13 protein-coding genes and 1 riboswitch are annotated in these 19,841 nt (G+C 44.8%); of the genes, 7 read left to right on the plus strand and 6 right to left on the minus strand.

Going from position 1 to position 19,841, the window contains the following annotated elements; genetic code table 11:
* Positions 1 to 222 precede the first annotated feature (222 nt).
* The gene (locus A8708_RS10395) at positions 223 to 5,490 is read left to right on the plus strand and encodes a M4 family metallopeptidase (protein ID WP_068663445.1); all 5,268 of its coding nucleotides are present in this window, start codon (positions 223 to 225) and stop codon (positions 5,488 to 5,490) included.
* Between the two features lie 192 nt (positions 5,491 to 5,682).
* On the opposite strand, the gene A8708_RS10400 is transcribed toward A8708_RS10395, so the two are convergent.
* From A8708_RS10400 to A8708_RS34770, 6 genes are all read right to left on the minus strand, one after another.
* Positions 5,683 to 6,000 (minus strand): dehydrogenase, encoded by a 318-nt coding sequence (locus A8708_RS10400; protein ID WP_068663446.1) that lies wholly within the window; start codon positions 5,998 to 6,000, stop codon positions 5,683 to 5,685.
* Positions 6,001 to 6,131: 131 nt separating this feature from the next.
* Complete coding sequence (locus tag A8708_RS10405; RefSeq protein WP_068663447.1) at positions 6,132 to 8,330, minus strand: MMPL family transporter; 2,199 nt, start codon at positions 8,328 to 8,330, stop codon at positions 6,132 to 6,134.
* 73 nt (positions 8,331 to 8,403) lie between these two features.
* Positions 8,404 to 9,783 carry a sensor histidine kinase gene (locus A8708_RS10410; RefSeq protein WP_068663448.1) on the minus strand — a complete coding sequence of 460 codons (1,380 nt, stop codon included), beginning with the start codon at positions 9,781 to 9,783 and terminating at the stop codon, positions 8,404 to 8,406.
* The gene (locus A8708_RS10415) at positions 9,780 to 10,460 is read right to left on the minus strand and encodes a response regulator transcription factor (protein ID WP_068663449.1); all 681 of its coding nucleotides are present in this window, start codon (positions 10,458 to 10,460) and stop codon (positions 9,780 to 9,782) included. The genes A8708_RS10410 and A8708_RS10415 overlap by 4 nt, the downstream gene beginning before the upstream one ends.
* 175 nt (positions 10,461 to 10,635) lie before the next feature.
* Entirely contained in the window at positions 10,636 to 11,082 is a 447-nt protein-coding gene (locus A8708_RS10420) for a cupredoxin domain-containing protein (RefSeq protein ID WP_068663450.1), read from the minus strand.
* A 75-nt stretch (positions 11,083 to 11,157) separates the two neighbouring features.
* A complete protein-coding gene (locus A8708_RS34770; protein ID WP_082927412.1) occupies positions 11,158 to 11,640 on the minus strand; it encodes an HPP family protein in 483 nt (160 codons plus the stop codon).
* A 113-nt stretch (positions 11,641 to 11,753) separates the two neighbouring features.
* On the opposite strand from A8708_RS34770, the gene A8708_RS10435 reads away from it, so the two are divergent.
* The 6 genes from A8708_RS10435 (at position 11,754) to A8708_RS10460 (ending at position 19,797) form a co-directional block, all read left to right on the plus strand.
* Entirely contained in the window at positions 11,754 to 12,665 is a 912-nt protein-coding gene (locus A8708_RS10435) for a LysR family transcriptional regulator (RefSeq protein WP_068663453.1), read from the plus strand.
* A gap of 359 nt (positions 12,666 to 13,024) precedes the next feature.
* Positions 13,025 to 13,624 carry an undecaprenyl phosphate transporter UptA gene (gene uptA / locus A8708_RS10440; RefSeq protein ID WP_068663454.1) on the plus strand — a complete coding sequence of 200 codons (600 nt, stop codon included), beginning with the start codon at positions 13,025 to 13,027 and terminating at the stop codon, positions 13,622 to 13,624.
* A 75-nt stretch (positions 13,625 to 13,699) separates the two neighbouring features.
* On the plus strand, positions 13,700 to 14,266 hold the full coding sequence (locus A8708_RS10445; RefSeq protein ID WP_068663455.1) for a thioredoxin family protein: 567 nt from the start codon (positions 13,700 to 13,702) through the stop codon (positions 14,264 to 14,266).
* Positions 14,267 to 14,287: 21 nt separating this feature from the next.
* On the plus strand, positions 14,288 to 14,911 hold the full coding sequence (locus A8708_RS10450; RefSeq protein ID WP_068663456.1) for an MBL fold metallo-hydrolase: 624 nt from the start codon (positions 14,288 to 14,290) through the stop codon (positions 14,909 to 14,911).
* 542 nt (positions 14,912 to 15,453) lie between these two features.
* Entirely contained in the window at positions 15,454 to 15,750 is a 297-nt protein-coding gene (locus A8708_RS10455; RefSeq protein WP_068663457.1) for a hypothetical protein, read from the plus strand.
* Positions 15,751 to 15,884: 134 nt separating this feature from the next.
* A riboswitch (cobalamin riboswitch) is annotated at positions 15,885 to 16,084 on the plus strand.
* A gap of 173 nt (positions 16,085 to 16,257) precedes the next feature.
* On the plus strand, positions 16,258 to 19,797 hold the full coding sequence (locus A8708_RS10460) for an S-layer homology domain-containing protein (RefSeq protein ID WP_068663458.1): 3,540 nt from the start codon (positions 16,258 to 16,260) through the stop codon (positions 19,795 to 19,797).
* Positions 19,798 to 19,841: the final 44 nt, after the last annotated feature.

Raw genomic sequence — 19,841 nt, forward strand, 5'->3', positions numbered from 1 at the left:
ATAGAGAAATTGTATATGATTCGTTCATAATGTCTACTTGATAAGATAAGACCAGTGCAGTTTGTTGCATTGGTCTTTTTACTTTCTTCTGGGGATTCTCCTAGATTAATAAAAATAATTTGTACTAGATTACGCACTATACTATAGTTGTTTATAGATCCTAGCAATTTCCATTTCTAGTAATATACTTTTAGCCGTTATAACAGCCAAGGAGGATTTTAATTGAAATTTTATCGTATTATGCCAAAGTTTTATCTTTTTTTAGCTTTTTTGTTATTCATTTCTAGCCTTGGATTCCAGAATATTGTATTTGCCTCTGAAATAGTTCAGCCGCAGTCGACAATTTCACAGCAAAAAGAACCTATCCTAACCGACAAAATTCAAGCCCCAGCTCCTCGCATGCTTCAAGGCAATCTATCAGGTGCTATTCGTAGTGATACAGAGATTTATAATTATCTCACGTCTCAAAAAAGTGTATTTGGCTTCACAAACCCACAGAATGATCTGCAAATTCTAAAGAAAGATATAGATAAAGAAGGGCAAATCCACTATTTACTTCAACAAAATTACAACGGCATTCCTATTTATGGTAAGTATATACGTGCTCATTTAAATACTGCACAATCTCTATATGCCATTACCAATCAATCCAGTTCCGAGATCAATTCACTCTCACTTGATACTAATCCTATAATTAACGCCGATCAAGCCATTGAGAGTTTGCACAAAGATATTGAAAACGCAGTAGGCTATTCTATTCAGTTAGGCGGCAATATTGGTCCAAGAAATTTGCCGGAGCCTACATCAGCGCTTATTGTATATCCTTATCAAAACCAATATCTCCTTGCCTATCAAATTGACATCGAGTATATGACCCCCACCTATAATCGTTGGGTTGGCTTTGTCGATGCAAAAACAGGGAGTGTCATTCATAAATTTAGTCGTATGACGGAAATTAGTGCGGACAGTGCGTCTGGAACAGGGAGGGGCTACTATGGCGATTCCAAAACCTTGAACATTACACGTGACTCCAATGGTTCTTATTCACTCGTTGACAAATCCAAGCCGATGTATCGTATTGTAAATAACCAAGAAGACGGCGTTATTGCTACCTATGATTTTAAGAAACCGTTTACGGGGCCGATATCTAGCAATTCGCAGACATTTAATGACCCGACAGCTGTAGATGCGCATTATTTTTCTAGCATTGTATATGACTACTACCAGCAGAATTTGAAACGTAACAGCATTGATAATAAGGGGATGTCAATTGTTTCTGTTGTTAATGTAGGGGCAATAGATAATGCCTATTGGGATGGTTATGAAATGATTTATGGGGATGGTTCCCGTGATTTTGCCTGCTTGTCCTGTGGTTTGGATGTGGTGGCTCACGAGCTGACTCACGGCATAACTGAATACACCGCTGGTTTGGAATACGCAGGTCAACCAGGAGCATTGAATGAATCTCTGTCGGATATTATGGCAGTTGTTATTGATTCAGATGACTGGACGATCGGCGAGGATATTGGCGTTACGCAAGCGACATATGTGCTTCGTGATTTGAAGAATCCTTCTCGAGGATTAACTGCCCAGCCTTCTCATATGAATGACTATCGAAACTTACCTCTTGATATTCAACACGACAACGGTGGAGTCCATATTAACAGTGGCATTCCAAACCATGCTGCCTATTTAATAGGAACCGGAATCGAGCAAATACAAGGACTTAATGGACAAGGAAAGAAGTTGCTAGGACAGATTACATATGGTGCAATGACTTCGTATTTGACGCCAACCTCCGATTTCGCAGATGCGCGCGACTCTTTCGTTTTGGCTGCCGGTGACCTAACCGTAACTGCTGAACAAAAAGCAAGCATTGTTCAAGTCGTCAAAAGCGCATGGGCGGCTGTTGGATTACCTTATACCAATGATGAGAATAATATCGTTTCTTTTTATGTACCGAATATGGTAGGAACTCCAATCATTGATAATTCAGCACATACAGTGGATTTTACCGTTACTTATAGCTCATGTTTGAATGCTTTAGCGCCAAATGTTTTTCTTTCACCTGGTGCAACAATCATATCAGGAGCTTCCAGTTCTCAGGATTTTACTTCACCAGTTTCTTATACAATCCGATCTCAGAGCGGGATTTCACAAGTGTGGACCATTAGGGGCGTGGCCGCAAACGCAATCTCTTTCGGAGATATTATTTCTTTATCTGTCAAGGAACAAACGGGAGAAACTTTAATTAATCCCGCGGCACACACCGCAACTTTCTATGTTGAAGGAAATACGGATATTTCCGCTTTGATTCCTTATGTAGAGGTATCACCAGGGGCTTCCGTTTCTCCTGCGAGTGGTACTCGTGTAAACTTTACGAATCCTGTAACTTACACGGTTACGGCACAGAATGGTTCAATTGAACAGTGGACCGTGCGAGGAATTAAAGATTCCGCCAGCCCCAAATTACTAGGAGCAGAATCTTCTTCACAAACGACAATTAATTTGTACTTTAATCAGGCTATGAATCCAAATACGATTAATTCCATTGCTAATTACGTGATTGAGCCACTAATTTCTTCTGTGCCAGTGGCTCAGGTTAGTAGTTTAATCGTCGACAATGCGGCTTCTAGAGTAACATTAACTGTAAGAAATCTTGCTTCTGAAGTCGCTTATAAAATAACGGTGTCGGGTGCTAAATCGAGCAGTAACATCCCCTTGCGCCCTGATCGTAACGTAGGTTATGTACTGGTTGGGGATACCAATCCGCCTAACTTACTTACGGCAAGAGTTGATAATGATCAATTAGTTCTCACTTATGATGAATATGTCAGATATTACTATTCTTATAGTTCTGGTGGGTTTCAGGTTAAATTAAATGGCAAACAAATTGCTGTTAATAACATAGAAGCCAATGCAAGAGCGGTTACACTGTATTTGGCACAAAAAGTAAGGCCTAGCGATTCGGTCGCCATTTCATATTCACAGCAATCAAATTCCAGCATAATAGTCGACTGGAATAACAATGCAGCTCCTGCTTTCAACGAATTACCCGTCATTAATCGGACTGTGGTATCACAGCCTGTAGGCGAGCCAAATAAATTTTATATCGACAATTCACTTAAGCAAATCGTTAAACATCCGTCTAAACCAGTAGTGTATACCATTTACCAAGGGGACACACATGTTGTTTCTGCAGATCTGGTAACTGGGGCAACTAAGATCGTAGAACTTGACCATCCTGCGGAGCGAATATTTGCAACGGAGAATGAAGTTTTCGTAGCCTTGTCACATCAACCTCATAGTTCTTATTGGTGGAAGGATGAACAAACTGGGAGTATGGCTATCCTAGATGGTACTGATCTGCGATTAAAAGATGAGTTCCAAATGAGTGTAGATCCGTTCGATTTGGTTGTTGACAGTCAAGGAGTCATCTATGTTTCCTCTGGTTCCGGTCAATGGACTTATTTTAATTCGTATTCCTCTGTTACGAAAAGCGTTTATGACTATGCAAACATTCGCCAAGAATCTTACCTGCAAATAAGTCCTACTTTGAGCAAAATATATGCAATAAATACTGACGTCAGTCCTAGAGATATTCAAGCTTTTAACGTCAGTGACAAAGGTATATTCCTTGAAGGCCATTATTTCGGCGGTTATGATTCTCCATACCACGGAGACTATGCCATGACAACATTGATGCGGATCTCTCCTGATGGAAAGTATTTATTTAACGGAGCAGGTACTATCTTTACTAGTACTTCCCAACAATCTACAGACATGAGATATGTGCAGACTATTGACTCATTCACTGATATTGCTTTTGATTTAGGACAAGACCGCTTCTACACACTTAAGGATAATGTCTTAATCACATGGAAATACGGCACATTCGAGAAGCTGGGGCAGATTCAATTAAGTCAGCCTGTAACGAATATTTTGAGCAGTGGACAGGCGAATAAACTATATCTAGTTAGTTCAGAATTAGGTGGAAAGCGTACATTGGTTACTACGTATACAATTCCTGGAGTTGCAACCTTGAATGCTATCAATGCTTCAAGCCAGTCTATTGCTTCGGTAAATGGATGCGCACCTCCCGTTATCATCAAGCCCCCAGTGATAATCCCTGGTGGTGGTGGTGGTGGTGGTGGTGGTGGTGGTGGCGGTTTCTTTATGCCAACTGGTAATTCGAATCCAGGTTCAACACAAATTTTGGACAGTGATGCAATCGAAACGAAAACGATAATCGACAGCCAAGGCAAAAGTATTCTTAGTGTGAAGCCCGATACAGACAAGCTTATGGATGCCATTCAATTAGCACTTTCTGGCTCGATTGATGAGTCGGAAAAAAATAAGCAGTCATCTATCCCGACTGTTAAGATGCCAATAGAAAAATTTGGAAATGGTATTCAAGTGGAGTTACCTACACAATTCTTTATTGAAGCTGCTAAACAAGCGCCAACGGCAGTTATTTCTATTCAATCCGGAGTTACTTCATTTGTACTTCCAGTTCAACTGCTTGCCAATTTAACAAGCGCTTCGGGTATTAAGAGCAATACAAAAGACATGAAGCTTACTATTAACGTGGAAAAGCCGGATAGTAATCTCAACGATCAAATTAAAAGTTCGATGGCATCGGAAGGATATTCGCCAATAAGTGATTCTATAGAATTCAGAATTTCAATCGTTGGTAACGGTAGCTCTGAGGAAATTACCGACTTTAACGGGACATATGTCACGAGGTCGATTACAATTTCTGGGAATGTCGATACTTCCAAGATTTCCGTATTAGTTTTTAACCCAGAAACGAATGAATCTACTTTTATTCCTGCTTTTGCTAGAAATGTAGATGGTCAAACAATTGTTGATATTACTTCACCTCATAATAGTATTTATACCGTTGTTCAAGCGTCCAAAACATTTAATGATATTGAACAGCATTGGGCTAAATCGGATATTGAATTAATGGCTTCCAAGAAAATTGTATTAGGATTAACAGAGCAATCCTTTATGCCAGATAAACAGATCACACGTGCAGAGTTTGCAACGATTCTGATCCGTGCACTTGGTATTAACGTGATTGAAGAGAATTCTAAGTTTAATGATATCCTTGCAACCGACTGGTATGCTAAGTCAGTAAATGCAGCAGCGAGAGCGGGGTTAGTTTTAGGGTATGAGGATGGGCGATTTAATCCCAATGGCTCAATCTCACGTCAAGAGATGGCGGTTATGATTGGTCGTGCAATGAAGTATGCGAATACAGCGCAATCCATCCAGAGTTCTGGACAAGATCAAAGTAAAGTAAATTTATTTACTGATCGAGGGGATGTTTCGAACTGGGCTTCATCAGATATTATTTCCTTACTAAACAATGGAATTATGGAAGGTGTTACACAAAATTCTTTTGAACCTGGTTCGCTTGTTACTAGAGCGCAAGCTGTCACAGTGCTTAAACGGATGCTACAACATTTGAAATTCATTAACTAACCATTGGATTTAATACTTTACACAGAAAAGCCTAACGGGAGATTGCACCTGTCAGGCTTTTCTGTGTACGCAAGTGAGTAGACAAGATCACTGTAAGTAGTACAAAATGGCTCGCTATTCCCGATTGAGTGCAGTTGTAAAGATTTCGGGCTGTATATTTCTAGTTTCTTACGGAACCCTGAAGGGGGAGAATTACCCGCCAAATGCGTCGCGAAACGCTTCATTCAAGCTATCCAGCTCTACGTTCCATATCGGAGCGACCTCGGGCGCAACATGTTCACCGAACCAATCGGCTAACAATCGACGGTTGCTGCCATTGTCGACGATGAAGGGAAGATTGAGCATCACTTTTTTCACGTAAATGGTCTCGGCAGATTTGATTTGCTCGGGGGTGAGCCATATTTTTAACCGCTTAATGGTCCGATACAGCTCCTTGTTGCAAGCTCTCCGAATGGCACGAGCGTTAGGGTACTGCTGTTTATGTCGTTCACTTTGTTTCTGGTACACCATACAGGATCGACGCTCCTCTCTCTGTTATGTGTATGCACAGAGAGGGCGGAGAGCGACTCGAGACAAGAACCTATTGCGCCCAAGTTATGGGGCTGGAAGATAGGTTAAGCAACGGTGGCAGCACAGTGTGATCAGGTTGGCAAGGTTAGAGGCGGAGCCTTTGCCACACGCGGCCTCATGTGTGTCATCAGGGCTGGAAGCAGCATGCCTCGAACAAGGAAGGTATCGATGAGAATCCCTGCCGCCATGGCGAAACCAAACAGCATCAGCTCCTGCAAAGGCTGCGTCATTAAGACGCAGAATGTTGCTGCTAGCACGATGCCAGCTGAAGAGATGACACCGCCAGTCAATGCCGCACCTCGCTGTACAGCTAATCGCCAAGGATGCCGCCGAGCTTCCTCTTGTACCCGTGAGACTAGAATGATGTTATAGTCCACACCTAACGAGATGAGGAAGATAAAGGTGTACACAGGCAGACGGTAGCTAAAGGCTTCCTGTCCAAATCCAAAATGAAACACGCTCCACACAATCCCCATCGTAGCCGCGTAGGACAGCAGCATGGTGACCATCATGGTGAGTGCCAAACGAATGGAGCGGGCCTGCCAAATCAACATAACCGTAATCAATAACGTAATGAGTGAGAAAATGACTAACGTATCACGCTTATTCATCGTACGGACATCAAGTTGCTCCGCAGTTTGGCCTGCGTAATGCAGGGTGAGTTGTCCAGGCTCAAAGCCACTCTGTTCAAGTACGGCAGCACTATCCTTGCGTAAGCCAGAGATTACCGCAAGCGCCTCTTGATCATAGGGATTCATCTCCAGAATCAGCTGGAACTTCATCGTATGCTTCGGTAAATTCGCATTGCCAGCCGTTAACTCAGCTGGATTGGCCCCCGGTGTAAATGAACCAATCCCCTCATGCCCTCGGATAAGTCCAGTCAATGTGTTCATTTTGCCAATAAAAGCCTCATCCCAAACGATTTCCTTCTTGGAGTCCATAAGAACCGTAACAGGCGCTAATTGCCCTGGTGGAAACTGTGCTTCCAACGTGTCAAAGCCTTGTCTGGAAGAAATATCGGAGGGAAAGGATTTCATGAGATTAAACGAGTAGCGCATGCTTAGTGTGGATAGCGCAGGGGCCACCAATACTAGAATGAGCACAAGCGCGGTTATCCGTGGCTTTGCGGTAACGCGCGTACTAATCCAGGCCCAGAAGCCGCAAGGCTCCTCTTGCACTAGCGCAGCATCCTCACGTGGAATAAACGGCCAGAATGCTTTGCGTCCAATCAAGGCAAACATCGCAGGAATTAACGTCAGTCCACCAAGCAAAATAACCAACATCGCAATGGAGAAGACTGGTGCAAAGTTATGATAGGGCTTGAACACAGCTGCGAATAACGTGAGCATAGCGATGAGCACAGTGCCGCCGCTGAAGAAAATGGGTTCAGCCACGTTGGAGAAGGCTTTCGACATCGCATCGTACTTGGAATCCGTTGACCGCAGGGCGATACGGTAGCGCGCAATGATAAATAAGCAGTAGTCCGTCAGCACAGCGAAAAGTAAGATCATCATGATGGAGAGGGACTGCTTCTCGACGAATATCCAGCCCATTTTGCCCGCTAAACCGATGACTCTATCGACAACCGCATACACCATGCCAGCAATCACTAAGGGTAACAAAGCCAGCAGTGGGGAGCGATAAATGACGATTAAAATGATGAGAATAATCCCAAGTGTGGCGAGCATTAACACGAAATCGGCCTTCTTGAAGAGCATGATGGTATCCGATGAGATACCTGCAGGACCTGTGATGTCAAGCTTCATCGACCCTAGGCCTTGCTGCTCTGACCTATGACGAATGAGTTCAAGCGTATCGTAGACAGGACCTGATGCCAGATCCTTCTGGAGGGATAGCGTTAGCAAGAGCGTTGTTCGATCTGCGGAAAATAAGAGCTCTTGCTGCGCGGCGGGCATGTGATGAAAAGGTAGAGAACTCGTGACGTAAGGTGGTTTCTGATCAGAGGCTAGCCACGAACTGATGCTCGTTATAGCATCCCGCTCAGCATCCGTAATGGGTTGCTCGGCATGGAACACGAGGAGGGCGGTTAAGCCGTCTGGGGAAGGATAGGCTTCTTGTAATACCTGTTTAGCTTGTTCAGACAGTGTATGGCCAGCTAGACTGCCTTCACCGCCGCTTAAGGCAACTTCTTTGGAGGATGGCGCCAATGCGCTTAATAAAAGAATAGCGGCAAGCCAGCTAATGAGTACGATTTTGGCGCCTTTGGCACTGCTAACGAACTGGGCAAGACGTGATAACGAATGTTTCATTCAGGTTCATTCCCCTCTCCTACATCTATTTCAAATAGTAGGAGAGGAATATGAACGGATGATGAATGGGAGATTACATTCGGGGCAGTTGAACGGTGAAAGTCGTACCTTTGCCGAGCTCACTCTGCACATGAATGCTGCCGCCGTGCAGCTCGATGATTTTCTGAACAATCGATAAACCAAGGCCTGTGCCCGCACTAGCGCGGTTACGGGAGCGATCCGCTTTGTAGAAGCGGGTGAAAATATGAGGCAAATCCGCCTCCGACATGCCAATCCCTGTGTCGCTCACGACGACGGTGACCCATGTCTCTGATAACTGAATCGCAAGGTGTAACGTGTCCTGTGGACGAGCGTATTTGATGCCATTCGTAATGAGGTTCAGCCAAACTTGATGCAGCAATTGGTGGTCGGCCGATACATCGGTTTCAGGTAGGTCTAGTTCGATGTCGAGCCGCTTCTCCGACCATTGCCACTCGGTAAGAATGAGAATTTGCCGGATTTGTTCATCCAATCGGTACACGGTGCGTTTCACTACATGACTTTCTTTATCTAACGAAGCTAGGGTTAAGAGCTGTTTGCTGAGAGAAGACAATCTACGGCTTTCGTCTAAAATGATATGAAGATAGCGCTCCTTCTCCTCCTCGGAGGTCGTCTGATCCAAAATAGATTGGGCGAAGCCCTGAATCGAGGTTAAGGGAGATTGGATTTCATGGGAGACATTGCCCACGAATTCTTGCCGCATAGCTTCTACCTGTTTGAGCGATTGCGCCATGTAGGTGAAATCCCGCGCTAGCTCCCCAATTTCATCCTGCCGGGAAACGTCCATCTTCATATCGTAGTTTCCGCCAACGATTCGCCTTGTGGCTTCTCGTAATTTGGTGACAGGCTTCACGATAAATTGGGAGAGTAGAATGATAAGGACGATGCTGAAAAGGAACGTAAGTCCCAGCAAAAAGGCCATCAAGACGCGCACGCCGCCGATCTGCTGTTCCAGATTAGGCCGGACAAATAAGGCATACGTTTTCCCTTGCACCTGAAGGGGGACGCCGATACTGTTGCGCAGACTATTCTCAAAATACCCGATCACCATGAGAAGATGACGCTCCTGCAGCATCCCACGGTACGTTTCACCTGCTAGAACGCGTTTGACTTGCTCCGGATCGAACTGTGTATGTTTATACGGTGTTCCATAGAAGGTCCCCGCCATCTGGTCATCAACGACATAAAGCTGGAATCCCATATTGGCAATGTGGGTGAAATAGGAAGCGGGTGCCACACTTGGCATTTCCTTGTACAGCTCGCTGATTTCCGTTGTGATTTTCCAAATCTGCTCCTCGTTCTGATCTCTTAATTTCGCTAGATAATACCAATTCGAAAGAAAGAGTGCGAGCACGGAGCTGACCATGGCGATGAGAATAAATGTCACTACGATGCGAAAATATAAGGTTTTCACCCTTCCGTCACCTCAAGCTTGTAACCAAGTCCCCTCACCGTCGTAATCATAAAGTCACTTGTTTTGTCATTAAAACGCTCCCGCAGTCGCTTGATATGAACGTCGATGGTTCGGCTGTCACCCTCATAATCTGTGCCCCAAAGCATGTGAATCAACTGCTCACGCGTGAAAATGCGTCCTGGATGACTCGCCAATTGAGCGAGCAGCTGAAATTCTTTGAGCGGTAACAGCAGGCTTTCACCTGCGATCGTGACTTCATAGCTCTTGCGATTAATGACCGTGTGGCCAAGTGTAATCATCTCCGAGGAAACGAGTTGGTATCGCCGTAATAAAGCGCGAGCTCGGAAAAGAAGTTCCTTCGGCTCGAACGGTTTTACCAGATAATCATCGGTGCCGGAGGCAAAGCCCTTTTCTTTATCCTCCATGTCTCCTTTGGCGGTCACAAGAAGAACAGGAATATCGTAGTGCTCGCGGATTTCCGCACACAGCTCCAAACCGTCACGCAGAGGCATCATAACATCAACGACGGCTAGGTGGATTTGTTCCGTTTCCAGCAGTTTTGAGGCTTGTTCACCGTCACTTGCCTCGAAGACTGCATACCCTTCTTTGGAAAAAAGGAAGCGCATCAGTTCGCGAATATGGGCATCGTCATCAACGACGAGTACATGTGTTTTCATAGGGGAGGCACCTTCTTCATTGGGAATCTTTTGAGCTTGGCCTCAGTGTAAACGAAAAAAAACCTTAATGCCACTTCTGATCTCGATACGCTAGAAAATAACGACTCGAGGTGAGAGAAGGAGGACATAAGGCTTGGGTGAAACTGCTCTGACGAACAAAATTGGATAAAGGAACTTAATGAACTTCAATATAGCCAATCATGGGCCCGTTATGTGCCATGTCCGTATGTGTCATGCAGATGAGGCGATAGGTGCCAGCTTGATTGGCGGTAAAATGAACGATGGTTTCTTTGCCTTTTTTGATCTCACCAGAGATATTGAGTCCCTCTATGAGAAAGGGGTGGCTCTCGCCATTGACGCCAAGGATGCTGAGCTTAATACGCTCGCCTTTTCTCACGTCGACAGAACCAGGATCCCAGCGATAGGCTTCGATGGTTTTGCCATCGGCAGTAGTGGATTTGAATTCCCCAACAACCATGTGGATCGTACGTTCAGACGTAGGCTCGGCTAAAGTTGGCAGGACGGTATCACGATTGACATACAGCCATCCAATGAGAAGGAGAAGAAGTGCGGCTGCAAGCTGAAGAACATGTTTCCGTTTGATAATCCATACTCGGGACATAGGGTCCGCCTCCTGTACAAGGGTCTTGTACATCTTATGCGTGGGCTTGTCAGCGCATGAATGGGATTTGCTCACCTACCACCAGGCGGTGGGGTAGGAAGTACGAGTTGCCCGGTGATACCCGTAGGCAACGAGCACGATCAGCGCTGCGCCGAGCAGCACCGGCGTGAGCAGGAAGCTCCAGCCTGCGCCCGTGAGCATCACGAGCAGCGGGTCGGCGCCTGCAGGCGGATGCAGCGTGCGCGTCAGCTGCATGAGCGTGATCGCGGCGCCTACCGCGAGAGCGAGGCTCCACGCGTGCACGCCGAACACGGTGAGGGCGCAGAGCCCGACGAGCGTGCTCAGCACGTGGCCGCCGATGAGGCTGCGGGGCTGGGCAAGCGGGCTCTGATGGAGCGCGAAGGCGATGACGCAGGAGGCGCCGAAGGGCGCCATCAGCAGCGAGATGCTTGCGAGGTCGCCGAGCAAGCTGCACAGCAGGATGGCAAGGAAGCCGCCAATGCCGGGGAGAAGTTTTATGAGCAAGGGTGAGAAGTGCGGTCGAAGACGAGCGAACATAGGGTGTGCCTCTTTTCATTGTGATATCTCTGATGGTATCATGAGATGAGATATTTGAATAACGAATGATTTCGATAGTTGATATTCGATAATTCGATGGGTGGTGTGCTCGTATGTTGGAACAGTTGGATGGCCGCAGCATGAAAACCTTCATCACGGTGATGGAGGAAAAGAGTTTCAGCAAAGCCGCGCTTAAGCTCGGTTATGTACAATCCACCGTTACGATGCATATTCTGCAGCTGGAGCAAACCCTGGGACAGGCGCTTTTCACACGGTTGCCGCGCGGGGTTGAATTGACAGGGGCGGGACGTGAGGTGGCGCCGTTCGCTTACCGTTTCTTGCAGTTGGGCGAATCTCTGCAGGAGAAGCTGATGGGCTTACAGGAGCCCAAAGGCGTAGTGCGCCTGCGTGCGCTGGAGTCATTCTGCGTGCCGCATCTGCCAATGATGCTGCCAACGTTGTTCGAGCGGTTTCCACAGATCCAGCTGCAGCTGGAAACGGGTTTTCAACGCGACATCATGCAGGAGGTGTCCGCGTATCGCGTGGATTTAGGCATTGTACCGCGCGATCCCAAGGTGCGCAATCTTACATTTATCCCGCTGCTCGCGGATGAATTGGTGTGGGTAGGGGCTCCAACGCTCGTGAAGCGCATCGAACTGGATGGCTGGGAAGCGATCGCGCAGACGCAGGTCATCGGCTTCGGCAGTCGGTGCATTTATCAATCGTTGGCCTCTCAGGTTCTGGTGGACAAAGGGCTTGCTACGTTTACCGAAATGGCCTTCGACAGTACGGAAATGCTCAAACAAACGATGATGTGCGGCATGGGACTTTCTTTGCTGCCTATCACATCGGTTCAAAGGGAGCTAGAAGCAGGTAAGCTGCTTCGTGTTGAATCGGAGCCAGGGATTCCGTTAGAACACGGGCTGATTCATCGCGTAGGCAAAGAGCTCAGCGCACCTGTGGAAGCATGCAAATCGCACATATTGGCGTATTTCAACGATGAGTTGCATACAAGTAGAGGATAGCGGCCTGTCTATGATAGAATGTGGATGAGATTAGAAAATTCAGGGTTAAGAATAAGGCAGTATGTTCAAGTTAGATTTGATCTCATACCTCATAGGGAAGTTCGGAGCTTCTAGCGCTTTTAACAGGAAAAACTACAGCTAATTATGAGGGTTTCCACTGAAAGATTAGAATACATGGAAAATATCCAGCTATTTTGTGGATTATAGGTGATTTTGAGAAGAATGGGTGATTTTAGATGGATAAAATCCAGTTATTCTCTTTATTTTGATCCTATTGGGGAAATTAGATGTACTTTTTCCAGTTAAGTTTGAAGTAAGTAGTAAATGTAATGGAAAGCGAAGCGAAGAGAGGGTTACGTATGCATGAGTTGATTCAAAATGTTTTGGTATATTTGGAAGGCCTGGGGTACTGGGGGATTTTCCTTGGACTCATGTTGGAGGTCATTCCGAACGAATTGCTTTTAGCCTACGCAGGGTATCTGGTATCCAAAGGTCAAATTAACTTCGTGGGTGCTATGGTGTGCGCGGTCGTTGGGGGAACACTGGCTCAAGTTGTTTTGTACTGGATCGGACGTTACGGTGGCAGACCTTTTCTGGAAAGATACGGTAAATACTTATTGATAAGCAAGCACCATATCGATGTGGCGGAGAACTGGTTTAATCGGTACGGCACAGGTATGATTTTTACAGCGAGATTTATTCCGATTGTGCGACATGCGATCTCACTGCCAGGTGGAATGGCCAAAATGCCATTAGGTAAGTTCACTTTGTACACAGGACTAGCGTTAGTTCCTTACTCGTTTTTGTATATTTATCTGGGCATGAAGTTGAAAGACAACTGGGAGACGATCGGCGAATACGCAGGGCCTTATATTAAACCATTAATTATCGCTGCGGTCGTTCTGACGATTCTGTATGCGGGCTATCAATTTTATCTCAAAAGAAAAACGAAAGTCTAGCAAGTAGATTTGGCGGATTCGTTTGCTTTTGTTACAATGAGTGAGAAATAGGATGATCCTGGGAGGATGACAACGATGGGTGCTAATCTTGCTAGTAAGTTAGGTACAGGCCTGAAGCCGAAACAGTTTATCGAGAGTATGGAGAAAAATAAAGAGCAGTTTTTGGCGTATTACGATGGTTTTGCCTGGGACAATGAAGAGGATAAAGAGTATTTCGAATCCCTGAATAATCGCGATGATCTTCGCTGCTTGATTATTGCTGCTGACTGGTGTGGCGACGTTGTGCGCAACGTTCCTGTCGTTTTCAAGGCTTTGGAAGATAGCGGCATTCCTACGGAAGTGCTTATCATTGAACAAAACTATGATGTTATTGACCAGTTCCTAACTGGTGGCGGACGTGGGATTCCAATCGTCGTATTTACGGATACTGGCGGCTTCTCGCTTGGACACTGGGGACCTCGTCCGAAGAACGTGCAAGCGGTTATGACGCAATTCAAGAAAGACAATCCAGATCGCGATGCGGCTGACTATAACGAAAAAATCCAAGTAGCGAGAGCTGAAATGGGCCGTCAATATGGCGAAGGTAATGGATACCATGCTGTTATTGTGAAGGAACTTCGTTCATTGATCGAATCGTTCTAAAAAGGTGAAGGTGGCAACACGATGATCAACATTCAATCCTTCGTCCTGGGTCCGGTTCAGACGAATGCGTATTTACTGTCGAATCCAGAGACGAATCAAGGTATTATTATCGATCCCGGTATGAATCCGAAGTCGCTGATTAAGAAAATTGCCGACATGGATATCGTGGCGATCCTGCTGACGCATGCGCACTTCGATCACATCGGTGGCGTTGATGAGATTCGTAAACTCAAGGGCTGTCCGGTGTATATTCATGATCTAGAAGCCGATTGGCTGACGAATCCGAAGAAAAACGGCTCTGCACGCTGGCCTGACCTCGGCGCTCCGATTGTAACGGATCCAGCGGAATTCGCTTTGGATGAGGGGCAAGTGCTGGAGTTCCTTGGCATTAAGCTCAAGGTATTCCATACGCCTGGCCACTCGCCGGGTAGTGTGAGCTTCTTGTATGACAATCACCTGTTCAGCGGTGATGTGTTGTTTAAACTATCAGTTGGTCGTACCGACTTACTCGGTGGAGACAACAATACCTTGTTGGATTCCATTCAGGACAAGTTGTTCCTGCTGGATGACGAAGTCATCGTCTACTCGGGGCATGGCGCGAAAACGACAATTGGCTTTGAACGTGAGAATAATCCATACGTGTAAGATTGGAAGGGCTGCTCCTGCTGTTGTGGGGGCGGCCCTTTTTGTGTTTGAAGGGGGTTGAGGTGATAGTCGAGATAATCGAGTTAGAGTATGGGAAAGTAGCTGTGTAGCTGCTGTAAGTCGAAATAATCGAGTTAGAGTATGGAAAAGTAGCTGAGTAGCTGCTGTAAGTCGAAATAATCGAGTTAGAGTATGGAAAAGTAGCAGTGTAGCTGCTGTAAGTCGAAATAATCGAGTTACGCGGGGGGAAAGTGGCTGTCTAGGAGGCAGATAGTCGAAATAATCGACTAACGCGCGGCGAAAGTGGCTGTGAAGCAGGTAGCTAGTCGAAATAATCGACTAGCTACCTGCTTATGCTCGTTCGCCCATGACACCCACCCAATTTATTATGAAACTGGGTATTTACCGTGTGCAACGTAGGTGGTTCCCCATAGACTGATGTTGTAAGCTATTCACCCAACTTAAACAATAACAAGCCAGTTTAGCTCATTTATGTACGTGTAAGTTCCCGATAGGGAAAATCCCAAGGAGGTGCTCTTCACATGGAATATGTAAAAGTTCCGAATTACCCAATGCAACCAATGCCGATGCCAATGCCAACCCCGATGCCAATGCCAATGCCGACGCCTACTCCGCTTCCTGCGCCAGCGCCAATTATGCAACAACCGATGCACAATAATATTCACCTGCACGCGTCCTACCAACAAACTGAATTTGTTTTCCCGAAACCAGTTCACACGCAAGCAGTCGCTTGTCCTCCGAAGAACAACTCAGCTGCTAGCATTCTAGTCCTTTTCATTTTGCTAGTTATCATTACGCGTAGCATTTGTAAATATTAATCCAATTACCTACCGACTGTTCAAGTAATAAGAAGGGTAATCCCGCCGGGCTTAGAGGTCTTGGTGGGTTGCCTTTTTTGTTTTAAGTAGACAAAACTATTAAAAGGGGGTAACATAAGTTTGCTTTGATAATTTCATATGTTCTAAATAAGGGTGTAAGCATACTACTACAGATGCTTACTTAAAAGGGAAGTTCGGTAGAAGCCGACGCGGTCCCACCACTGTACTTGCAGAGTAACTCTTTCATATGCCACTGTCTTGTTTACGAGATTGGGAAGGCGAAGAGAAGCGATGACGCATAAGCCAGGAGACCTGCCTTTATTTATTGGATGTTTCTAATTCCTTGGGGGTGGGGATTAGTTACTAAGCGTATGCTGCTCACATAAGGCTTATTTGTGTTGTGTGAAGTATGTATGTTCTGATTAAAGTTGAAGTCACCCTAGTAGTTGAGGGTGGCTTTTTTTGTACCCCTTTATGCAATTTAATAAGGGAAAGAGGAATGGGAAAATGAGTTATCGTTATGTACCAAAACGAGTTATTGCACTTATTATGTCTGTTATGCTTCTATTTTCGTCGATTGGTTTCTTATTTGGAACCAGTAAACAAGTAGTTGCTGCTTCAAGTACTGGGCCTAGTTCAATCCTAGAATGGCTTCCAGCACCAGGTCAATTCACAAATGAAGCGGGTTGGGGGGGCACTGGCGATATAAACGCCAAATGGACGAATACGCCTGGATCTACTGGTGTTTCATTAGGAGCATTTGGTGGAAGTATCGTGTATAAATTTGATGATCCTATTCAAAATAGTTCATTGAACCCATATGGGGTTGATTTTACAGTGTTCGGGAATGCTTTCTCGGGCAATGAAGAACCGGCAGGTGTCGCTGTTGCACAGGATGATGGGACAGGCAATCCAGGCACATGGTATTACATTGCAGGATCCGAACATTATGAGGATAGTACGATTTGGGATTACCAAGTTACATATACGAATCCTGAACCCGAATTTACAACAGTAAATGGGGTAAATGTACCGTGGACTGACAATAAATCTGGTAGTGGAAATGTCAAAGTTAACAGTTATCATAAACATGCCTACTACCCAATACCTGCTAATTATCCTAATGCACCAATAGGTTTTAATAATCTGTCCCAAACTTATACGGGTGTAAAAATTAATGTAAAGAAAAATGCGTTCGGATATCCCGATACACATGCTAACGGCAATGCACCCTATGATGTACCTGTGAATCCATATTTAACCTCACCAACCAAAGGTGATCCGATAGATATAAGCTGGGCAGTTGACAGCACAGGTAAACCTGTAAGCTTGAACAGCATAAGTTACGTTAGAGTGTTTAACGCTGTCCAAATGGATGGTGGTGCATTAGGAGAAATCGGCGCTGAAATTTCATCCTTGCAAAGAGTCACAGCGAATAGTTCAGTTAGCGAAACAGCAGATCTTTCAAGCATCGTTTTATCAGGGACAGGCGCAGATTCCTCGGCAACGAAACAAGTTACCGTAACTGCAGGTGTGTACGAGTATAACGATATTCTCATTAACGCAGATAAGATTAAATTAACAGCTAATGGAACAGCTTCAAATATATTTATTAACAATAAAAGTGGTACGACTGGTACGCTAATTGATAAAGAAATCACACTAAGTGAGACAACACCCAAAATCGTTAGAGTTATTGCGCAAGATGGACTCAATACACCGAAAATATACTATTTGAGTATCCGCAAAGGACTCGAAGAAGTTAATAAATCATCCTTAAATGCGGCGATTACGAATGTTGATAACATGCAAAAAGGCGACCATACAGACGTAAGCTGGCAAGCGTTGCAAAACAGTTTGGCAGCCGCCAAATTGATCTCGGCGAGTCCAACTGCCTTACAAGAACAAGTAGATGTCGCCTTATCTGACTTATTAGCAGCAGTGCAAGGTTTACAAATCAATGCTCCTCCGGGAACACCGCAACAACTAACAGTTTCTGTAATCATTAGCGGGTATAGTGCAACAGCGGGCAAATCAGTTACCTTAGCCAAGGCGGATACGCAAGTTGAAGAGGGTAAAACAGCTGCCTTTGCGATTAATAAATTAACGAGTCATCTAAACGTAATAAATGCGAGTGGCAATTACATTACGAGTATCGGTGGTTTGGCAACTGGAGATGGTGGTCCGAAAAGCGGTTGGATGTACCTAGTCAATGGTCAATTTGCTGATGTAGGTATTGCTGACTACGTGTTAAAGAGCTCGGATATCATTACGTTAATCTACACAGATGATTACGAAGAAGATATTACTACTATTGCAAATAAGACAGCATTGAATGCAAGAATAGTAGAAATGGATGCCGTACAACAAGGTAATTATACAGATGTGAGCTGGCAAGCTCTTCAAGTTAACTTAACGCTTGCTAAAGGGGTGGTAGCGAATAGTTATGCTATTCAATATCATGCGGATAGTGCGCTATCGAAGCTTAACTCAGCATATCAAAACTTACAAACGAAACCCATTCCACAAATTATTTCTGTGTCATTCCAATTAAATGGTTATAGTAAAGTTGCTGGGAAAAATGTAACCTTACCGAAAACTACCATAAGTGTCGAAGAAGGTAAAACGGCAGCTTACGTAATAGAAAAAGTATTAAACGAAGCTAGCATCCCTTTTGAAAATAGTTCAGGAAATTATATCTCTAGTGTTGGCGGATTAGCAGAGTTTGATGGCGGAGTTAATAGTGGATGGTTATATTCTGTAGATGGTATCGATCCTGAAGTGGGTATCGCTGATTACATTCTGACTAAAAATGCAAGTATAATTCTTCGCTATACAGAAAATTATGTAAATGAGTCTAGCGGACCTTATGTAGGTGGAAATTCTCTTGGAGATAAAAAGTCAATCATTGAAATCCCATCTGATAGTAAAGCAGATCATCCAGTAAACATCACGAAAGATATGAACGACAAAGAATTAATTACCATCAATATCCCTGTTATCACATCCAAGGTCATTCTTAATTTAACAGATGTGAAAGACAGTATTCCTATGATTTCCGCTGTGAAAGGTGACATTTCATTCTCCATCGATAAGGGAACAGTTCTAAAATCGGGGAATGTAAATGTAGAACTACTCACTTCTTTAGATACTAAGGATTCAACGATTCAGGATTTGGTAAAAAACGGATTAAGCGAAGAAGTTGCGAAACAGCTCAAGCTTGGTCAAGCTTTTGCCATGGGCAACCCGAATGAGTCCGTTCTATTCGATCGACCTGTAACCCTTGTACTGAAAGGCGCCAAAGGCCAACAAGTCGGATTCATCGAAGGCAATGTGTTTACGCCAATTGAGATTTATGGAACAGAGGCTGAAGGCATCGAGGCAACGAAGGGTAAAGAAAAGATCACTTACGCTTTTGTACAAGACAACAATTTGATTATTAAAACGAATCATTTTACGAGCTTTGTGTCTTATACGACTAGCGAAGTAACGGCTGTAGCAGTTGATTTAAATAAGCTGTACAGCGATGTTACATCAATCTCTACTTGGGCTCTTGATGCCATCCGTGAAGCGACGGAGAAAGCGTTTGTTGAGGGTAGCAACGGGAAATTTAGTCCTCAAGCAACGGTAACTAGAGCAGAGTTCATGAAGATGCTAGTTGGTGTTCTTGGGTTAGATGTGAAGGCAGTTAAGGTCATTAACTTTAACGACGTTGCGCAAGGGGACTGGTTCTATCCTTACGTGAACGCAGCGTATAAGGCAGGGCTGATCTCGGGTACGAGTGCGGACGAGTTTAGTCCAAATGAGAAGCTAACACGTGAGCAAATGGCAGTCATCATGGTTAATGCCCTTAAGCTTCAAACAGCTGAACAAGCACTAGCTATCGACGATATGGAGCAGGTATCCGAGTGGGCTAAAGCGAGTGTGCTAACGATTATGGCACGTGGCTTGATGTCTGGTTGGGATAACCAGTTCCACCCGAGTGATGAAGTAACACGTGAAATGGCAATCGTTGTTGCGATGAGAGCTTATCACGAGAAGAAGTAATTCAACTTTTACTTAATCCTTATTTAAAAAACAGCACCCCAAAG

The organism is Paenibacillus oryzisoli (genome assembly GCF_001653565.1).
Taxonomy (GTDB): domain Bacteria; phylum Bacillota; class Bacilli; order Paenibacillales; family NBRC-103111; genus Paenibacillus_E; species Paenibacillus_E oryzisoli.

Excerpts from the sequence above, each read along its gene's own strand:
- A8708_RS10400 (WP_068663446.1), bottom strand. The coding sequence starts at position 6,000 with ATGGTGTACCAGAAACAAAGTGAACGACATAAACAGCAGTACCCTAAC.
- A8708_RS10405 (WP_068663447.1), bottom strand. The coding sequence starts at position 8,330 with ATGAAACATTCGTTATCACGTCTTGCCCAGTTCGTTAGCAGTGCCAAA.
- A8708_RS10415 (WP_068663449.1), bottom strand. The coding sequence starts at position 10,460 with ATGAAAACACATGTACTCGTCGTTGATGACGATGCCCATATTCGCGAA.
- A8708_RS10420 (WP_068663450.1), bottom strand. The coding sequence starts at position 11,082 with ATGTCCCGAGTATGGATTATCAAACGGAAACATGTTCTTCAGCTTGCA.
- A8708_RS34770 (WP_082927412.1), bottom strand. The coding sequence starts at position 11,640 with ATGTTCGCTCGTCTTCGACCGCACTTCTCACCCTTGCTCATAAAACTT.
- A8708_RS10435 (WP_068663453.1), top strand. The coding sequence starts at position 11,754 with ATGTTGGAACAGTTGGATGGCCGCAGCATGAAAACCTTCATCACGGTG.
- uptA (WP_068663454.1), top strand. The coding sequence starts at position 13,025 with ATGCATGAGTTGATTCAAAATGTTTTGGTATATTTGGAAGGCCTGGGG.
- A8708_RS10445 (WP_068663455.1), top strand. The coding sequence starts at position 13,700 with ATGGGTGCTAATCTTGCTAGTAAGTTAGGTACAGGCCTGAAGCCGAAA.
- A8708_RS10450 (WP_068663456.1), top strand. The coding sequence starts at position 14,288 with ATGATCAACATTCAATCCTTCGTCCTGGGTCCGGTTCAGACGAATGCG.
- A8708_RS10455 (WP_068663457.1), top strand. The coding sequence starts at position 15,454 with ATGGAATATGTAAAAGTTCCGAATTACCCAATGCAACCAATGCCGATG.
- A8708_RS10460 (WP_068663458.1), top strand. The coding sequence starts at position 16,258 with ATGAGTTATCGTTATGTACCAAAACGAGTTATTGCACTTATTATGTCT.